At 71.6% G+C, this 18006-nt stretch carries 15 protein-coding genes; 3 read left to right on the forward strand and 12 right to left on the reverse strand.

The window, feature by feature from the left end; genetic code table 11:
* Positions 1-7: 7 nt before the first annotated feature.
* Positions 8-1498 (reverse strand): ABC transporter substrate-binding protein, encoded by a 1491-nt coding sequence (locus OIE40_RS06720; RefSeq protein ID WP_264701274.1) that lies wholly within the window; start codon positions 1496-1498, stop codon positions 8-10.
* A 230-nt stretch (positions 1499-1728) separates the two neighbouring features.
* Here OIE40_RS06720 and metH point away from each other — a divergent pair, with 230 nt between their 5' ends.
* Positions 1729-5379, forward strand: coding sequence for a methionine synthase (gene metH, locus OIE40_RS06725; RefSeq protein WP_413774478.1), 3651 nt, complete (start codon positions 1729-1731; stop codon positions 5377-5379).
* 543 nt (positions 5380-5922) lie between these two features.
* A complete protein-coding gene (locus OIE40_RS06730; protein ID WP_264701278.1) occupies positions 5923-6777 on the forward strand; it encodes a PAC2 family protein in 855 nt (284 codons plus the stop codon).
* A gap of 9 nt (positions 6778-6786) precedes the next feature.
* Here the strand turns inward: OIE40_RS06730 and OIE40_RS06735 are convergent, their stop codons facing one another.
* The 6 genes from OIE40_RS06735 to OIE40_RS06760 all read right to left on the reverse strand — a co-directional run bounded on the left by OIE40_RS06735 (position 6787) and on the right by OIE40_RS06760 (position 13386).
* Positions 6787-7149 carry an alpha/beta fold hydrolase gene (locus OIE40_RS06735; RefSeq protein WP_264701280.1) on the reverse strand — a complete coding sequence of 121 codons (363 nt, stop codon included), beginning with the start codon at positions 7147-7149 and terminating at the stop codon, positions 6787-6789.
* A 213-nt stretch (positions 7150-7362) separates the two neighbouring features.
* Positions 7363-8217, reverse strand: coding sequence for an aminodeoxychorismate lyase (locus OIE40_RS06740; RefSeq protein WP_413774479.1), 855 nt, complete (start codon positions 8215-8217; stop codon positions 7363-7365).
* Positions 8214-8879 carry a ribulose-phosphate 3-epimerase gene (gene rpe, locus OIE40_RS06745; protein ID WP_264701282.1) on the reverse strand — a complete coding sequence of 222 codons (666 nt, stop codon included), beginning with the start codon at positions 8877-8879 and terminating at the stop codon, positions 8214-8216. Before rpe ends, OIE40_RS06740 begins: the two co-directional genes overlap by 4 nt.
* A 10-nt stretch (positions 8880-8889) precedes the next feature.
* On the reverse strand, positions 8890-10176 hold the full coding sequence (locus OIE40_RS06750; RefSeq protein ID WP_264701708.1) for an RsmB/NOP family class I SAM-dependent RNA methyltransferase: 1287 nt from the start codon (positions 10174-10176) through the stop codon (positions 8890-8892).
* A 212-nt stretch (positions 10177-10388) separates the two neighbouring features.
* On the reverse strand, positions 10389-11309 hold the full coding sequence (gene fmt, locus OIE40_RS06755) for a methionyl-tRNA formyltransferase (RefSeq protein WP_264701283.1): 921 nt from the start codon (positions 11307-11309) through the stop codon (positions 10389-10391).
* A gap of 127 nt (positions 11310-11436) precedes the next feature.
* The gene (locus OIE40_RS06760; protein WP_264701285.1) at positions 11437-13386 is read right to left on the reverse strand and encodes a primosomal protein N'; all 1950 of its coding nucleotides are present in this window, start codon (positions 13384-13386) and stop codon (positions 11437-11439) included.
* Positions 13387-13745: 359 nt separating this feature from the next.
* On the opposite strand from OIE40_RS06760, the gene OIE40_RS06765 reads away from it, so the two are divergent.
* Positions 13746-14111 carry a hypothetical protein gene (locus OIE40_RS06765; RefSeq protein ID WP_264701287.1) on the forward strand — a complete coding sequence of 122 codons (366 nt, stop codon included), beginning with the start codon at positions 13746-13748 and terminating at the stop codon, positions 14109-14111.
* 108 nt (positions 14112-14219) lie between these two features.
* On the opposite strand, the gene metK is transcribed toward OIE40_RS06765, so the two are convergent.
* The 5 genes from metK to mihF form a co-directional block, all read right to left on the reverse strand.
* The gene (gene metK / locus OIE40_RS06770; protein ID WP_413774469.1) at positions 14220-15410 is read right to left on the reverse strand and encodes a methionine adenosyltransferase; all 1191 of its coding nucleotides are present in this window, start codon (positions 15408-15410) and stop codon (positions 14220-14222) included.
* The gene (gene coaBC / locus OIE40_RS06775; protein WP_264701289.1) at positions 15410-16627 is read right to left on the reverse strand and encodes a bifunctional phosphopantothenoylcysteine decarboxylase/phosphopantothenate--cysteine ligase CoaBC; all 1218 of its coding nucleotides are present in this window, start codon (positions 16625-16627) and stop codon (positions 15410-15412) included. Before coaBC ends, metK begins: the two co-directional genes overlap by 1 nt.
* Positions 16628-16634: 7 nt before the next feature.
* Positions 16635-16973 (reverse strand): DNA-directed RNA polymerase subunit omega, encoded by a 339-nt coding sequence (gene rpoZ / locus OIE40_RS06780; protein ID WP_264701291.1) that lies wholly within the window; start codon positions 16971-16973, stop codon positions 16635-16637.
* A gap of 109 nt (positions 16974-17082) precedes the next feature.
* Positions 17083-17634, reverse strand: coding sequence for a guanylate kinase (gene gmk, locus OIE40_RS06785; RefSeq protein ID WP_264701293.1), 552 nt, complete (start codon positions 17632-17634; stop codon positions 17083-17085).
* Complete coding sequence (gene mihF, locus OIE40_RS06790) at positions 17624-17941, reverse strand: integration host factor, actinobacterial type (protein ID WP_264701295.1); 318 nt, start codon at positions 17939-17941, stop codon at positions 17624-17626. Before mihF ends, gmk begins: the two co-directional genes overlap by 11 nt.
* Between the last annotated feature and the right edge of the window lie 65 nt (positions 17942-18006).

The raw sequence follows: 18006 nt of genomic DNA on the forward strand, positions 1-18006 counted from the left end.
ACCCCGTTCAACTCTTCCATCGTGCCCCCCACAAGGCCAGTTGCCAGCCAGGACCGAACGCTTCGCCGACCAGGTCGGCCCGCTGGCTGAGGAACAGCACACCGTCGGCCTCGGCGACCGGGACGACGGTCGCGTCGGCGGCGGCCTGCTTCTGGATCTCGCCCAACGCCGGCTCCTGAACCTCGGACTTGCTCGACGAGCGGATCAACTCCTCCAGGTCAGCGAGTTTGTCGGCGCTGCCCGGCAACGGGTTCTGCAGGTAGTCCTGCAGCCAGCCCAGGGCGGTGTTCGTGGTCGGCGCGCTGTCCCGCAGCTCGAGGTCGGCGTCCTCGGTCTCGGTGACGAGCTGGACGGTGATACCGAGCCGCTCCTCGAACCGGTCGCGTACCTGGTGGGCCAGATCCTCCATCCCGGGTGAGCTGTCGGTGAACCTCAACCGCAGGGAGATGCCCTTGTCGACGGTCGGCATCTTCGGGTCGCCACCGACGTCGAAGGCGTCGATGTGACCCTCGATCTGCGTCGGCAGGATCGAGGTGGCGGTGCGGTCCTGCTGCAGCGCCTTGCTGAGTGCCTGGCGCAGGGCGGCGTTGCTGCGATACCTGCTCTCGGGCAACCACACCATTTGTTGCAGCACGACCCTGGGCAGTTGCCACCGGTAGAAGGCGGCTTGCCGGTTCTCCTCCTGCGCCTCGCTGATCCGGCCCTCGAGCCGGGCGACGGCCGCCGGACTCAGCGTGCGCCAGACGATCTCGGCGCTCGCGTCGACCAGTGCCGTCTCGGCCGTGGCCGAATCGGCCCAGGTGATCCGGATTCGGTCCATGTCGGTGCCCAGCGGGCCCCGGTAGCCGGCGAACCTGGTCAGCGTCAGGCCCTTGTTGTCCCAGGAGTCGAGTTGGTACGGCCCGCTGCCGATCGGCGCCTGGTCGACCGGACGCAGCTTGTCGGCGTCGTAGGCGTCCTCGTCGACGATGGACGCCGCCGGCCCGGCCAGGCCGAAGCCGAACTGGTTGTCGGGGTACTTCAGCCGGAAACGCACCGTCCACGCGTCGGGGGTTTCGATGCTGCGCAGCGCGCCCAGCATCGACATCTGCTCGGGGGCGAGGCGCAGCGCGCGCTGAATGCTGAACTTCACGTCCGAACTGGTCAGCTGGTGTCCGCTCGAGAAGGTCAGCCCCTTCGGCAGCGTGCAGTCGAACACCGTCTCTGCGGTGTAGAGGCACTCCTTGGCCAGGTCGGGCCTCAGCAGCTGGGTGGACGGCTGCACCAGCATCAGCCTCTGGTAGAGGTCGAGAGCCACCATCGCCTCGGAGTCGTTGCGCACCCCCGCCGGGTCGGTCGTGGTCGCCCGCTGCTCGGTCAACACCGTGAACGGGCGCCCCGCCGTCGAGGAGGGCGACGTGGACGCGGTAGGCAGCGGTTCCGGCGTCCGGACGCACCCCGACAGTGCGAGTGCCCCGCAACTCAGTAGGGCGACCAACGGCCGCAGGAAGGTGGACACGGTGCCAAGGTTAGGGCCTTCCCGACCACCAGCCGACGGGCCGACGCCGGGCGGTGCGCGCTCGCGTACAGTTGGCCAGTCTCCACGAAAGGGAATCCCGCACCGTGAGCAGCCGCTCCGACACCCTCGCCGCCCCGCGTCCGGACGCCGCGGCCGGCGAGCTGCGCCCGGACGCGACCGAGACCCTGCGGCAGGCGCTGGCCACCCGGCTGCATTTCCTCGACGGTGCGATGGGCACCGTCATCCAGCGCTTCAAGCTCAGCGAGGCCGACTACCGGGGCGAGCGGTTCGCGGCGTGGCCGCAGGACGTGAAGGGCAACAACGACCTGCTGTCGCTGACGCAGCCGGAGATCATCGCCTCCATCCATCGCGACTACCTGGCCGCCGGCGCCGACTTCGTCGAGACCAACACCTTCAACGCGCAGCGCATCTCCATGACCGACTACGGCATGCAGGCGCTGGCCTACGAGTTGAACCTGGCCTCGGCCCGGCTGGCCCGGGCGGCCTGCGACGCCGCCACGGCGTCCGACCCGTCGCGGCCGCGCTACGTCGTGGGGGCGCTGGGCCCGACCAACCGCACGGCGTCCATCTCGCACGAGGTGAACGATCCCGGCGCCCGCAATGTCAGCTACACCGAACTGGTGGAGGCCTACCTCGAGCAGGCCCACGGGCTGGTCGACGGCGGCGCCGACGTGCTGCTGATCGAGACCATCTTCGACACCCTCAACGCCAAGGCGGCGATCTTCGCGCTGGAGACGCTGTTCGAGCAGCAGGGACGCCGTTGGCCGGTCATCCTGTCCGGCACCATCACCGACGCGTCCGGCCGCACCCTGTCCGGGCAGGTGACCGAGGCTTTCTACAACTCGATCAGGCACGTCAGGCCGCTTGCGGTCGGACTGAACTGCGCGCTCGGCGCCGAGGAGATGCGGCCCTACGTCGCCGAGCTTTCCCGGGTCGCCGACTGCTTCGTCTCGTGCTACCCCAACGCCGGGCTGCCGAACGCGTTCGGTGAGTACGACCAGACCCCCGAGCAGATGGCGTCCATCGTGGCCGGCTTCGCCGCCGACGGCCTGGTGAACGTGCTGGGTGGCTGCTGCGGCACCACCCCTGAACACATCGAGGCGATCGTCGCGGCGGCCCGCGACTCGGCACCCCGGACGCCGGCCGAGCCGGCCCCCGCCATGCGGCTGGCCGGGCTGGAGCCGCTCACCATCGACGCCGACTCGCTGTTCGTCAACGTCGGCGAACGGACCAACATCACCGGCTCGGCCCGCTTCCGCCGGCTGATCACCGAGGGCGACTACCCCACCGCTCTCGAGGTTGCCCGGCAGCAGGTCGAGAGCGGCGCCCAGGTCATCGACATCAACATGGACGAGGGGATGATCGACGGCGTCGCCGCCATGGACCGGTTCTGCAAGCTGATCAGCTCCGAACCCGACATCTGCCGCGTGCCGGTGATGGTCGACTCGTCGAAGTGGGACGTGATCGAGGCCGGCCTGCGCTGCCTGCAGGGCAAGCCGATCGTCAACTCGATCTCGATGAAGGAAGGCGTCGAGCCGTTCGTCGAGCACGCCCGGCTGTGCCGCAAGTACGGCGCTGCGATCGTGGTGATGGCGTTCGACGCGACCGGCCAGGCCGACACCCTGCAACGCCGCAAGGACGTCTGCGCCGAGGCGTACCGCATCCTGCGTGACGAGGTGGGCTTCCCCGTCGAGGACATCATCTTCGACCCCAACATCTTCGCCGTCGGCACCGGCATCGACGAGCACGCCAACTACGGGGTCGACTTCATCGAGGCGACCCGCTGGATCAAGGCCAACCTGCCCGGCGCTTTGGTGTCGGGCGGGGTGTCGAACGTGTCGTTCTCGTTCCGCGGCAACAATCCGGTGCGCGAGGCCATCCACGCGGTGTTCCTGTTCCACGCCATCGCGGCCGGGATGGACATGGGCATCGTCAACGCCGGGGCGCTGGCCGTCTACGACGAGATCGACCCGGGACTGCGCGAGCGGATCGAGGACGTGGTGCTGAACCGGCGTCCGGACGCCACCGAGCGGCTGCTCGAGATCGCGGCCGACTTCAACAGCTCCGGTCGCCCCGCCGAGGAGACGGTGGCCGAGTGGCGCTCGCTGCCGGTGCGGGAACGGATCACCCACGCCCTGGTGAAGGGCATCGACGAGCACATCGTGGCCGACACCGAGGAACTGCGGGTCGAGCTCGCCGCGTCCGGGCGGCGTCCGCTCGAGGTGATCGAGGGCCCGCTGATGGACGGCATGGGGGTGGTCGGCGACCTGTTCGGGGCCGGCCGGATGTTCCTGCCGCAGGTGGTGAAGTCGGCACGGGTGATGAAGAAGGCGGTCGCCCACCTGGTGCCGTTCATCGAGGCCGAGAAGCAGCCCGGCGACGCCGCCTACTCCAAGGGCCGGATCGTGATGGCCACGGTCAAGGGCGACGTGCACGACATCGGCAAGAACATCGTCGGCGTGGTGCTGCAGTGCAACAACTACGAAGTGTTCGACCTCGGCGTGATGGTGCCGGCGCAGAAGATCCTGGCCAAGGCCGCCGAGGTCAACGCCGACATCATCGGTCTGTCCGGGCTGATCACGCCGTCGCTGGACGAGATGGTCGGCTTCGCGTCCGAGATGCAGCGGTTGGGGCTGTCCATCCCGCTGCTGCTGGGCGGCGCGACCACGTCCCGGGCGCACACCGCGGTGAAGGTGGCGCCGAAGTACTCCGGTCCGGTGGTGTGGGTGAAGGACGCGTCGCGCTCGGTGCCGACGGCGGCGTCCCTGCTGTCGGACGAGCGCCGAGCCGGATTCATGGCCGAGGTGACCCGCGACTACGACTCGATCCGTGACCGGCACGCAGCCAAGCGCAACGAACGGCCGCTGATCCCCTACGCCGAGGCTTTGGCCGACCGGACGCCGATCGACTGGACGGGGTACGTTCCGCCGAAGCCGGCGCTGCTGGCCGAGGCTCCAGTGAAGGAGCTGCTGGACTACCCGCTTGCCGAGTTGCGCGACTACATCGACTGGCAGCCGTTCCTGAACGCGTGGGAGCTGAAGGGCCGCTACCCGGACATTCTGAACAACCCGGCGCAGGGCGAGGCTGCGCGCAAGCTGTTCGCCGACGCGCAGACGATGCTGGACCGGGTGGTCGAGGAGAACTGGCTGACCGCCAACGGCGTGATCGGCTTCTTCCCGGCGGCGTCCACCGATGACGAGCTCAGCGTGTTCACCGATGAAACCCGCAGCGAGGTGCGGATGCGGCTGCAGCATCTACGCCAGCAGGGCCATCACCGCGAGGGCGTTCCGAACCGGTCGCTGGCCGACTATGTGGCGCCCCGGGCGTCCGGCCTGGCGGACTGGGTGGGCGGCTTCGCCGTCACCGCCGGCCTGGGCTCGGCCGAACGCGTACAGGGGTTCAAGGAGCAACTCGACGACTACTCGGCGATCCTGCTGGAGTCACTGGCCGACCGGCTGGCCGAGGCGTTCGCCGAACGGCTGCACGAACGGGTCCGGCGCGAGTTCTGGGGTTACGCCGCCGACGAGGCGCTCGACAACGAGGCACTGATCGCCGAACGGTACCGGGGCATCCGCCCCGCCCCGGGCTACCCCGCCTGCCCCGACCACACCGAGAAGTGGTCGTTGTGGGAGCTGCTCGACGTCGAGCGCCGCACCGGCATCCAACTCACCGAATCGCTGGCGATGTGGCCCGGTGCGGCCGTGTCGGGCTGGTACTTCGCGCACCCCGACAGCCGCTACTTCGTGGTCGGACGCCTCGGCCGCGACCAGGTCGAGAGCTACGCGGCCCGCAAGGGCTGGAGCCTGGCAGAGGCCGAGAAGTGGCTGTCGCCCAATCTCGGCTACGACCCTGAGGACTGACCCGCTCGTCACACGAGATCCCGGCGTCCGCCGGGATGACGACGTCCCGCCGGGACGACGAGCACCCATCATCCCGGGCTTGCCCCGGGACCCCCATCGCGCACACGCCGAACAGTCGCGACCCAGCGCGTCGAGCAGCCGCGAGATCGCCACGTGCAGGGCGTTGCGCCAACTGGCGGGCGGGTCGTCCCAGATCGCCTCGGCCAGTTGCTCGAGGCTCAGCAATCGTCCGGCGGCGGCCGCGAGCGCCGCCATGGCCCCCTGGGCCACCGCTCCCGGCGCGGCGCGGAGCGAGGCCTGGTCGGTTCCGGCACTGACCACCCCGGACAATCTGACGAACACCGCCGCCCCCTCCCCGGCTCGGCCGGGCACAGCGTAACCGCCAAGCCGCGCCGATCGGCGGCAGTTCTCCGAAACCTGGATGCCAGTGGCTCGACGCACCAGTGGTCGACTGCACGGCTGGTGACCTGGTACGCAGTTTTCCGAATCGCCGGGCGGTGGAGCGGTCCGGGCGGCCGAGAGACCGTGAGTAGCATGGCCGCCATGGCAGAGGTGAAGTCGCTGAAGAACCTGCGCCGGCCGGCCGTGGTGGCCGCGTTCGGTGGCTGGAACGACGCCGGGGACGCCGCGAGCGGGGTGATCGATCACCTGGCTGCACTCACCTCGGCGAAGCTGGCGTTCGCGATCGACCCCGACGACTACTACGACTTCCAGGTCAACAGACCGACGATGGCGACCACCTCGGGCGGTGAGCGGACGCTGCAGTGGCCGACCACCGAGGTTTTGGTGGCGCCGCTGGCGGATCGGGATCTCGTGCTGATCGGTGGACCGGAACCCAACTTCCACTGGCGTGGCTTCAGCTCGGCGTTGGTGTCGGCGATGCGCACGGTGAAGCCCGAGATCGTGGTGCTGCTGGGCGCGATGCTGACCGATTCGCCGCACTCCCGGCCCGTCCCGGTGCACGGCTCGGCCGCCACCCAGGAGGTCGCCACCTCGCTCAGCCTGGAGCTGTCGAGCTACGAGGGACCGACCGGCATCCTGGGCGTGCTGGCGTCGGACTGTGCGGTGGTGGGCCTGCCCACCGCGTCCCTGTGGGCCTCCGTCCCGCACTACGTGGCCGAACCGCCCAACCCGAAGGCGAGCCTGGCGCTGCTCGACCGGCTGGAGGACCTGCTGGACACGCCGCTCGACCCGGGCGACCTGCCCGAGAAGGCGCAGGACTGGGAGACCCAGGTGAACGACCTGGCCGCCGAGGACAGCGACATCTCGGCCTACATCACCGCGCTCGAGGAACGCCGCGACGAGAACCAGCCCGAACCCCAGGGCGACGCGATCGCGGCCGAGATCCAGCGCTACCTGCGCCGGCGCAATCAGCCACCGGGGCACGCGTCGCGCTGAGCCGCGACCTCACCAGCCGAGAAAGCCACCCAGCTGCTCGTTGACGAAGCCGGGGGCATCGAGGTTGGCGATGTGGCCTGCAACGGGCACCAGTGCGAACCGCACGCTCGGGTCGCGCCGCGGCCAGGCGGTGATCTGTTCACGGATCCGGCCCGCTCGGTCGTGGTCGCCGAGCAGCGCCAGCGTCGGGACCGGCATCCGGTAGTCGGGGTCGGGCCGCAGCGCCTCCGCCCCGAAGGACATGATCTGGGCGAAGCGGCGCTTCCCGGTGCGGTCGAGCGCCTCGGTGAGGTAGCGGCGCCCCTCGTCGGTCAAGCTGGAGACGCGCGCCGACTGGCGCAGCATCGTCCGCCAGGGGTAGACCGCGATCATCGAAGGCGCCGGCCAACCTGGATCGGCCGTGACCGCGGGCGTCCGACGCGCACACCCCCCAGTCGGCGGGAACGGCTGCGATCTGCGGGGCGAACATGTCGCCGTCCGCGCCCGCTCCGTGCAGCAGCACCACCCAGTCACCGCTGCGGGAATCCCGCCGACGGACGAGCACCCGGCTGCCGGGTCTATCCAGCCAGGAGTCGTCGAGCACGCTCAGAAGCCTCCCCAGGCGGCGATTCGGGCCGAGTAGTCGGCGTCGGTGGCCAGCTCGCGCCCGTCGAGCTCGACCACGGGACACACCCCGCGGATCGAGGATGCGAGCCACACGCCGTCGGCGGTGAGCAGCTCCGCGGTGGGGATCAGCGCGTAGCCGCCCTGGACGCCGTCGACGGCGGCCCGTTCGAACAGGCTGCGGACGGTGATCGAGTCGAGGATGCCGGTGGCGCCCGGGGGTGTGGTCATCAGCTCCTCGCCGCGGCGCACGATCACCGCCGCGGTCGGCGCCTCGAGCACGTAGCCGTCGGTGGTGGTGAAGACGGCGTCATCGGCGCCGTGCCGGGCCGCCTCGCGCTTCGCCGCGGCATTGACCGCGTAGGAGAGCAGTTTCACCCCGCCCAGCAGCCACGGGGCGTCGGCGAACGCGTCGCTGGCGTAGCCGCGGCCCAGCAGCCGCACCCGCAGGCCGGCGCGGGCCGCGTGCATGGCGTCCAGGTCGAGTTCGGTGAGGGTGAGAAAGCCGGTCGGGGCCCCCGGCTTCGACTCGGGTCCGCGGGTGAGCACCAGCTTGAGCACCGCTTCGGGCACCGGCTCCCAGCCGGCCACGGCGTCGGCGATCAACTCGCGCCAGGCGTCCTCGTCGAACGCCAGGCCCAGCGTGGCCGCCGAGCGGGCGAACCGGGCAAGGTGGGCATCCAGGTTCTCGACCACCGGGTCCGGGCCGCCGCAGAGCACCCGCATCGCGTCGAAGCAGCCGTCACCCCGGACCAGACCCACATCGTCGGCGGTCGCGACCGGCTGCTCGGTGGGCACGACGCCGCGGCCCAGCACGGCGACCAGCTGGCGGGTCAATGCGCGCACACCGCGACGGCCTGCTCACGCAGTGCGATCACCATGGCGTCGGCGTCCTGCGCGCCGTACACGGCCGACCCGGCCACGAACGTGTCGGCGCCCGCCTCGGCGCAGCGTTCGATGGTGTCGACGGAGACTCCCCCGTCGACCTGCAGCCAGATGTCGCCGCCGGTCTTCGCGATCAGTTCGCGGGTGCGGCGGATCTTGGGCAGCACCAGGTCGAGGAACTTCTGCCCGCCGAAGCCGGGTTCGACGGTCATCAGCAACACCATGTCGAGTTCGCCGAGCATGTCCGCATACGGCTCGATCGGCGTCGCCGGCCGCAGCGCCATGGAAGCGCGGGCACCCAGCGACCGCAGTTCGCGCGCGGTCTTGATGGGGGCGTCCGAGGCCTCGACGTGGAAGGTGACCGATTCGCAGCCGGCGTCGGCGAAGGCGGGTGCCCAGCGGTCGACCTCGGCGATCATCAGGTGGATGTCGAGGAACATGTCGGTGCCGGACCGGATGCTCTCGACGACGGGCAGCCCGATGGTCAGGTTCGGCACGAAATGGTTGTCCATCACGTCGATGTGGACCCCGTCGGCACTGGGGATCCGGGCGATCTCACCGGTGAGATTCGCGAGGTCGGCGTTCAGGATGCTCGGAGTGATCCGCATCGTCATGGTTCCGACCCTAATGGGTCGGCCCGGTCTTGCGTAGCAGGGCAAGGAACATGGCGTCGGTGCCGTGCCGGTGCGGCCACAGCTGCAGGTAGGGCCCGCGCGCGGCGTCCGGCACCTCGGGCAGCGCGGACGCCGCGTCGAGAATCCGGACGCCGGACGCGGCCTCGACGACCTCGACGGTTTCGCGCCGGTGCGGTGAGCAGGTGACGTAGGCGATCAGCCCGCCCGGCCTCGCCGCTGCGATCGCGCTGGCGAGCAGGGCGTGCTGCAGCGGCACCAGGTCGTCGACGTCGGCCGGACGACGCCGCCAACGGGCCTCGGGACGCCGCCTCAGCGCACCCAGTCCGCTGCACGGAGCGTCGAGCATGACGCGGGCGAACCTTTTCGCGGGCCAGGCCGCGCGGGTGCCGTCGGCGGCGATGACAACCGGTTTCGGCTCCGGGTAGGCGTCCAGGGCCCTGGCGACCAGGGCGGCGCGATGTGGCTGCAGTTCGCTCGCCAGCAGCCTGGTGCCGACCTGAGCGGCGATGCCGGCCAGCAGCGCAGCCTTGCCGCCGGGGCCGGCACACAGGTCCAGCCAGGGCCCCACGGGCGCGTCCGGGCGGGTGAGTGCCCAGGCGACCAGTTGCGACCCCTCGTCCTGGACGCCGGCGCGGCCCTCGCGCACGGCGTCCAGCTCGGCGGGGTTGCCGTCGGCGACGGCGCCGAACGGGGACCAGCGCAGCGGGGTGCCGCCCAACTCGGAGACCTCCGCCAGGCCCGGCCGGACCACCAGGTGCGGGGTGGGCGGGGCGTTGTCGGCCTCCAGAAGGGCGGGTAGTTCGGCTGCGGGCAGCACCTCGGCGAAGGCGTCGATGATCCATTGGGGATGCCGGGTGAGCAACGCCTCCGCGTCGGGCCGCTCGTCACGAAGCCGCCCGGCCCAGCCGTCGGCGTCCAGCGCGGCAACCTTGCGCAGGATCGCGTTGACGACGCCGGTCACCCGTTGCCCGACCGCACCGCGCGCCAGGTTCACCGTGGCGGCGACGGCGGCATGGGCAGGGACCCGCAGGTCGAGCAACTGGTGGGCCCCGAGCCTCAGCAGGTCGACGACGGCCGGTTGCAGCGAGCTGAGCGGGCGCCCGCCCGCGCTGGCGATGATCGCGTCGTAGAGGCCGAGGGCCCGGCAGGTGCCGGCCACCAACGTCGTGGCGAAGGCGGCGTCGCGGGCGTCCAAGCGGTCGGTGTGCTCGGCGAGGGCCAGGTTGGCGTAGGCGTCCTCGGCGCTGATGGCTCGCAGGGTCCGGAATGCGGCCAGTCGGGCCGGGTCGCTCCCCTCGCCGTTCCTGACCCGGTGGTCACCCTTGGCCCGACCGCCGACTCGGCGCGGCCCCCCGCCCCGGCCCGACCCATCACCCCGACCCGAACCGTCATCCCGGCGAACGCCGGGATCTCTCCCCCGCTCGCCGGACCCTCCCCGCTGGCCGGACCCGCCCCGCCCGGGCCGCGCACCCCGGCTGCCGGACCCGCTCACTCGAACGACCCGGCCTCGGCACCCAGCCCCCGGCCCCAATCGGCGGCCGCCATCGCCTTCTTCCCGGCCGGCTGCACCTGCAGCAGTTCCAGGACGCCGCGTCCGGTGCCGACATGGACGCTGCGCTTGTCGACGGCGAGCACCCCCGGGGCGAGCACCGTGCCGGCCCGCGCCCGGCCGAGCCACACCTTGACCCGCTCGCCGCGGTGGGTGGTCCAGGCGACCGGGTTGGGGTTGCAGGCCCGGATCTGCCGATCGATCGCCAGCGCCGAGGCGGTCCAATCGATGCGGGCATCGTCGACGGTCAGCTTGGGCGCCAGCGTGACGCCGTCCTCAGGTTGCGGTGTGGCGGTGGCCGTCCCGGCGGCGAGGGCGTCCAGCACCTCCACGAGCACACCGGCACCCTGCTCGGCGAGCCGCGCCAGCACGTCGCCGGCGGTTTCGGTGTCGCCGAGCGGTGAGGCGTCCCGTCGGTACACCGGTCCGGCGTCCAGCGCCGGCACCAGGTCGAACACCGAGATACCGGTCTGTAGGTCGCCGGCCAGAATCGCGCGTTGCACGGGCGCGGCGCCGCGCCAGGCCGGCAGCAGCGAGAAGTGGACGTTCACCCAGCCGTGCTTTGGGATCGCCAGGACGTCGGCCGGGATCAGCGCCCCGTAGGCGACCACCGGGCACACCTCCGGCGCCAGGTCGCGCAGCCGGGCGACGAAGTCGGGGTCGCGGGGCCGCTGCGGCTTGAGCGTGACGACGCCGTGGTCGGCCGCCCAGGCGGCCACCGGGCTGGGCACCAACCGCTTCGACCGGCCCTGCGGGGCGTCCGGTCGGGTGACGACGGCGACCAGTTCATGATCGGACGCGGCGATCGCCGCCAGCGCCGGCAGGGCGACTTCGGGGGTTCCGGCGAACACGACACGCATCCGGTCAGCCTAAACGGCACCACGCACCGACGTTGCGCGCGTTCGGACACGTTGCGGCTGTTGGAACGCGCGCGACGTGTCCGGCGGCGCGCGATGTGAGACGCCGCGGGCCGCCCGCAGGCCGTGGCTACAGCACTGCAGGGTCGATCCGGACCCGCAGCGCCCCGTCCTGCTTGTGAGCGGTGCGGTGGGCCTGCACCTGCTTGGCGGCCGCCACCAGGCCCGCGCCTCCCGAGATCGGCAGCCGCAGCAGCATCCGGACGCCGTCGTCGCCGACCGGCACCGGACCGAGCGGGGCCGCGCCGACCTCGGCCTCGATGCCGGCCACCGCGTCGTCCACCGCCTGGGCGTCGCCCTCGAGGCTGACCAGCCGGGTCACCGGCGGGAAGCCGGTCTCGGCCCGATCGGCCAGTTCGCGTTCGGCGAAGCCCACCGGGTCGAGCCGGACGAGGGCCTGCACCGCCCGGGCGGACGCGTCGCCGACGATCACCACGCTGCCGTCGTCGGACGCCCCGCGCACCAACGCCACCGCGGCCAGCCAGCGCCGCAGCGCCTCCTCACCGGCCCGCAGGTCGGGCCGAGCGAGCAGCAGCTCGGCGTCGAGCAGCACCGCGGCCGCGTAGCCGCCCTCGGCGACCGGCTCGACCCCCGGGGTGGCCAGCACCAGCGCCGGCTCGTCAGGCACCTCGGCGACCCGGTGCTCGCCGGAGGACTGCACCACCAGCGTGTTCGGAAACGCCCGGCCGAGCTCCTCCGCCGTTCGCTGCACCCCCACCCGAGGCGCCCGCAACTCGGCGGAGCCGCACTCGCCGCATCGCCACCCGTCGGGCCGGGAGCCGCACGCCCGGCACACCGGCGCCGCACCCCGCTCGGCCCGTTCACCAGCCAACGGATGGCCGCAGTGCTGGCAGCGGGCCACCGTGCGGCACCGCCCGCAGGCCAGCCCGGCCAGGTAGCCGGCCCGCGGCACCTGCACCAGCACCGGCCCCCGCGCCAGCGCGGCCCGGATCGTCGTGAACACCTCGTGCGGCAGGCGGGAGTGCGCCGCCGGGTCGCGCCCGGCCAGCGGGCTCGCGTCGTCGGTGGCCCGGACGACGGCGCACTCCTCACGACGCACGGCGGCCGGTGCCTCGACCGGGACGAGCCAGTTGCGCGCGACCATCGCCTGGGTCTCGGCGCTGCGGGCGTACCCCACATAGAGCAAGCCGGACTGCTCCAGGCCCGCCCGGAGCGCGGCGACCACCCGCGCATGCGGATACGGGGCGCGCGGCTCGACCCAGGAGTCGTCCCCGTCGTCGTACAGCGCCACCAGCCCGAGCTCCGCGACCGGCGCGAAGGCCGCCGCCCGGGTGCCGAGCACCAGCCGCACCCCACCCCTGGACGCCGCCAGGAACGCCCGGTAGCGCGCCGCCGGGCCCTTCTCGGCGGTCAGCGTGACGAAACTGCCCTTGCCGAACACGGCGGCGCAGCGCGCCTCGAGTCTGGCCAGGTCGGCGGCGTCCGGCACCAGAAGCAGCGCGCCGCGCCCGCCCGCCAGCGTGGCCGCCGCGGCCTCGACCAGCGCGTCCACCCAGTTGCCGACCGGCCGCGCCACCGGCGCAAGGGTGAGGGCGGCGCGGGGCGCGCGTCCATCACCCAGGGCAGCCAGGAGATGCGTGCCCTGCGGATAGTGCTCGACCACCCCCAACGGGTGCTGCGGCCGGGCCGGCGCCGGGTAGTCGATGGGGTCGGCCTTCTCGGTCAACGCGTGCCGCGGCGGCACCGCCAGCCGCACCACGTCGGAGAAGGTGCCTGCGTAGTGGTCGGCGACCGCCCGCACCACGGCCACGATCTGCGGGGCCAGCACCGGCTCGGGCGAGACGACCTTGAGCAGCGGCGACAGTTCACGATCGGCGTCGGAGGAACCCACCACTGCGATCACGAAGCCGTCGCGCTGGCGTCCGGCGAAACGGACCTTCACCCGGCAGCCCGCCACCACCTCACCGGCCATCGCCTCGGGGATGGAGTAATCGAAGAACCTGTCCAGGTGCGGCAACGGCACGTCGACCGCCACCCGGGCAACCCTGGACTCGACCACGCCTGCGATCGTAGAGGGCGATACCGACAGCACCGTCACCGCAACCGGTCACCACGCAGCACCGGCCACGTGCCCCGGGGGCCGGCCCTCCCCCGGATGTTGAAGCCGGGAAGGTACAGGCACCGACCACATGCCCGGGGTCCGGCCGTTCTCAGCAACGCCTACTGCTATCACCAACGGTGACTACTTTCGCGTCACAACACGAAAGCAGTCACCGGACCCGAAAACACTGGGCGTTGCTGAGAACCGCTGGGCGCACGGAGTCCCCGCCGGCATGACGGCCACACCACCGGACCAGTCCGTGACTTCGCCGACACAAGGACCTACGCTCGCACTACCCCTGAGGCCGGGAGGCTCCGATGTCACTGTTCGACCAGCAGCCGATGGGGCCCGTACCGGCCCGTCGTCCGACCCTGATCCCGCACGATCCCGAGCTCGAGGGGCTCGCCGACTACCCCGACCTGCACCTGCAGGTGGTTGACCCGGTTCCGGCGGAGTTGGCCGACGCCGCGCCCTCCCCCGCACCGCGGCCCCGGCTGTGGATCAGGGTGGTCGCCTGGGCGGTGCTGGTGCCGCTGCTGCTGCAACTCGTCCTGGGGGTCCTGACGATGGCCGACCCGCAGTGGGCCCAGGGCGGACTGCAGGCGCCGTTCCTGATCAGCATCGTTCTGGTGCTCGCCGCCATTGCCGGCGCGTGGGCGCTCTTCGTCCGTTCCCGGCGCTGACCCGCCCAGCACGACTGCCGGGTTGCGCCGCCAGTGCCGCTCTGCAGAGCGGCAGCGGCACGGCAACGCGGCACCCGCGCCGTCCGACGGGCCGAACCCTTCGGCCCGTCAGCCCTTGACCGCGGACGCCAGGGCGTCCGCACGGTCGGTGCGTTCCCAGGTGAACTCGGGCAGCTCGCGTCCGAAGTGACCGTAGTTGGTAGTCAGCGAGTAGATCGGACGCAACAGGTCGAGGTCGCGGATCAGGGCCGCGGGGCGCAGGTCGAACACCTGCAGCACCGCCGCGGTGATCTGCTCGAGCGGCACCTGCTCGGTGCCGAAGCAGTCGGCGTAGAAGCCGACGGGGTGGGCGCGTCCGATCGCGTAGGCGACCTGCACCTCGCAGCGGGACGCCAGCCCCGCCGCCACCACGTTCTTGGCGACCCAGCGCATCGCGTAGGCGGCCGACCGGTCCACCTTGGAGGGATCCTTGCCGGAGAAGGCGCCGCCGCCGTGCCGGGACATGCCGCCGTAGGTGTCGACGATGATCTTGCGTCCGGTCAGTCCCGCGTCGCCCATCGGGCCACCGATCACGAACTTGCCCGTCGGGTTGATGTGCACCTTCAACCCGTCGGTCGAGACCGGGTACTGCGCCAGCACCGGCTCGACCACCTCGTGCAGGATGCCCGGCCTGATGTCGCGCTCGTACGAGGCGGCACCGGTGTGCTGCGACGACACCACGATGGTGTCCACCGCGACCGGCACGTCACCGTCGTAGCGGATCGTCACCTGCGTCTTGCCGTCGGGCAGCAGGAACGGCAGGACCCGGTCGCGGCGCACCGCGGTCAGTCGCTGTGCGAGCCGGTGGGCGATGTCGATGGGCAGCGGCATCAACGAGTCGGTGTCGCTGCAGGCGTAGCCGAACATCAGCCCCTGGTCGCCGGCGCCCTGGGCGTCCAGCGCGTCCCCCGAGCCACCCTCGCGGTGCTCGCCGGCGTCGTCCACGCCTTGGGCGATGTCGGGCGACTGGGCGCCGAGCGAGACCAGGACGCCGCACGAGTCGCCGTCGAACGACTTGTCCGACGAGTCGTAGCCGATCTGCAGGATGCGGTCGCGGGCCAGCCGGGCGATGTCGACGTAGCCGGTGGTGCTCACCTCGCCGGCCACGTGCACGGTGCCGGTGGTGACCAGGGTCTCGACCGCGACCCGGCTGTCCACGTCCTGCGTCAACAGGGCGTCGAGGACGGCGTCCGAGATCGAGTCGGCCACCTTGTCGGGGTGGCCCTCGGTGACGGACTCCGAGGTGAACAGGCGGCTCATCAGTGGGACTTCCTCACATTCACTACGGCATCGAGGATGCGATGCGCGACGAGATTCTTGTCGGCGGCGAGGCTGTCGACCACGCCGCCGCGGTCGATGATGGTGACGGCGTTGTCGGCGGACCCGAACACGGCTCCCCCGCTGACGTCGTTGAGCACCAGCAGGTCGCAGCCCTTGCGAGCCAGCTTGGCCCGACCCAGCTCCATCAACTGCTCCGGGTCGGCGGCCGTCTCGGCGGCGAACCCCACGATCACCTGCCCGTCGCAACGGCCCGCAACGAGCGACTTCAGCACGTCCGTGGTTTGCACGAACCGCACCGTCAGGCCCTCGTCGCCGGACTTCTTCAGCTTACCGTCGCTGCGCCGCTCGGGGGTGAAGTCGGCGGGGGCGGCGGCCATGATCAGCACGTCCGAATCGGACGCCGCCGCGGCCATCGCCTCGGCCAGGTCACCGGTGGACACCACCCGGACCAGCTCGGCGGCGCCGGGCACGGGCGCCGTGATCGCCGCGGCCACCACCCGCACCTGCGCACCGCGCAGCAGGGCGGCGCGGGCGATCGCCATGCCCATCCGGCCCGAGGACGAGTTGCCGATGAAGCGGACCGGGTCGAGCGCCTCATGGGTGCCGCCGGCGCTGACGGTGAGCCGGACGCCGACCAGGTCGCGCTCCCGGGCCGAGGCCGCGACCCGCTCGTGCAGCAGCGACAACGCCACCGCCTCGATCTGCTCGGGTTCGGGCAAGCGCCCAGGTCCGGTGTCGGCGCCGGTGAGGCGCCCGGAGTCGGGGTCCAGGACGACGACGCCCCGTTCGCGCAGGGTGGCCACGTTGGCGACGGTGGCCGGGTGCTGCCACATCTCGGTGTGCATTGCGGGCGCCATCAGCACCGGGCAGTGCGCGGTCAACAGCACGTTGGTGAGCAGATCGTCGGCCCGCCCGGACGCCGCCCGCGCCATCAGGTCGGCGGTCGCCGGCGCCACCACGACCAGGTCGGCCTCGCGGCCGAGCCGGACGTGCGGCACCTGGTCGGCGTCGCTCCACACCTGGGTGTGCACCGGGTTGCCTGACAGGGCGGCCCAGGTGGCCTCACCGACGAAGTTCAGGGCACTCGGGGTGGGCACGACGGTGACGTGATGCCCGGCCTCGGTGAAAAGCCGCAACAGCAGGCAGGCCTTGTAGGCGGCGATCCCGCCGGCCACGCCGAGCACGATGCGGCTCATCGGCGGCTCAGGCCAGGTCGTCGTTGAACGGGTTGATGTCGGTGAAGTCGGGGTCGGCCTCGGCCTCGGCGCGGGCGGCGGCCTCGGCCTCCGGGTCGATCTCGGTGCACTCCAGCACCCCGGCGTTCACCTCGCGCAGCGCGATCGACAGCGGCTTCTCCTGGACGCCGGTGTCGACCAGCGGGCCCACGTTCTCCAGCAGGCCCTCGCCGAGCTGGCTGTAGTAGGCGTTGATCTGCCGGGCGCGCTTGGCGGCGAACAGCACCAGGCGGTACTTGGAGTCGACCTGGGTCAGCAGTTCGTCGATCGGCGGGTTGGTGATGCCCTCGGGGATCTGGGTAGTCAAAGGTTCGACCTCACGGTTGGTGCGGCGCGCAGCGTCTGCGCACCTGCGGTTGTGGCGGATGTGCCCCTGCCCGACGGCACGCGCCCGACGACACGAGCACAGGCAGAAATCACAAGCCCAATAAGTCTACCAACTCATCGACGGCCCTGCCCACTTCGTCGTTCACGACGACGTGGTCGAACTCGTCCGCGGCGGCCAGTTCGGCCCGCGCGGTGACCAGCCGGCGCTCGCGCTGCTCGGCTGTCTCGGTGCCGCGACCGACCAGCCTGGCAACCAGTTCGTCCCAGTCGGGCGGCGCGATGAAGACCAGTCGTGCCTGCGGCAGCTTCGCCTTCACCTGCCTCGCGCCCTGCAGGTCGATCTCGAGAATCACCCGCTCGCCGCGGGCCAGGGCGTCCAGCACCGGCGCGGACGGCGTCCCGTAGCGGTCCCGGCCGTGGACCACCGCCCACTCCAGCAGTCCGTCGGAGGTTTCGAGTTCGTCGAAGGCGGCCGACGAGACGAACCAGTAGTGTTCGCCGTCTACCTCACCCGGACGCGGTGGCCGGGTCGTCGCCGATACCGACACCCACACCGCCGGGTGCCGCGCCTTCAACGCCCGGACGACGGTGCCCTTCCCGACGGCCGTAGGGCCGGAGATGACTGTGACGTCACCGCTCACCGAACTCGGCCTTCAGGCCGGCAAGCTGGTGCCGCCCCAGTCCGCGGATGCGCCGGTTGGCGGCGATGTCGTAGCGCTCCATGACCAGGCCCGCCCGCTTGTCGCCGACCCGGGGCAACGCCTTCAACAGGTCGATCACCTTGACGTGTGCCAGAACCTCGTCGTCGCCGGCCTGGTCGAGCGCCTGGGCCAGCGTCAACTCTCCCGAGCGCACCCGGGCCTTGAGTGCGGCCCGCGCCCGACGCGCCTCGGTGGCCGCGGCCCGAGCGGCCTGCAGTTGCTCCGTCGTCAGTTGGGGTATCGCCACGGTGACCTCCGGACCGCTCGTCCTGCGTTGGATTGCCACAATTTACAAGGCGAACGGGGTGCTGA

This window comes from Micropruina sonneratiae, from assembly GCF_025972045.1.
Classification (GTDB): Bacteria; Actinomycetota; Actinomycetes; order Propionibacteriales; family Propionibacteriaceae; genus Micropruina; species Micropruina sonneratiae.

Coding starts and splice junctions, on each gene's coding strand:
- metH (WP_413774478.1), top strand. CDS start 1,729: ATGGGCACCGTCATCCAGCGCTTCAAGCTCAGCGAGGCCGACTACCGG.
- OIE40_RS06730 (WP_264701278.1), top strand. CDS start 5,923: ATGGCAGAGGTGAAGTCGCTGAAGAACCTGCGCCGGCCGGCCGTGGTG.
- OIE40_RS06735 (WP_264701280.1), bottom strand. CDS start 7,149: ATGATCGCGGTCTACCCCTGGCGGACGATGCTGCGCCAGTCGGCGCGC.
- rpe (WP_264701282.1), bottom strand. CDS start 8,879: ATGACGATGCGGATCACTCCGAGCATCCTGAACGCCGACCTCGCGAAT.
- fmt (WP_264701283.1), bottom strand. CDS start 11,309: ATGCGTGTCGTGTTCGCCGGAACCCCCGAAGTCGCCCTGCCGGCGCTG.
- OIE40_RS06765 (WP_264701287.1), top strand. CDS start 13,746: ATGTCACTGTTCGACCAGCAGCCGATGGGGCCCGTACCGGCCCGTCGT.
- metK (WP_413774469.1), bottom strand. CDS start 15,410: ATGAGCCGCCTGTTCACCTCGGAGTCCGTCACCGAGGGCCACCCCGAC.
- coaBC (WP_264701289.1), bottom strand. CDS start 16,627: ATGAGCCGCATCGTGCTCGGCGTGGCCGGCGGGATCGCCGCCTACAAG.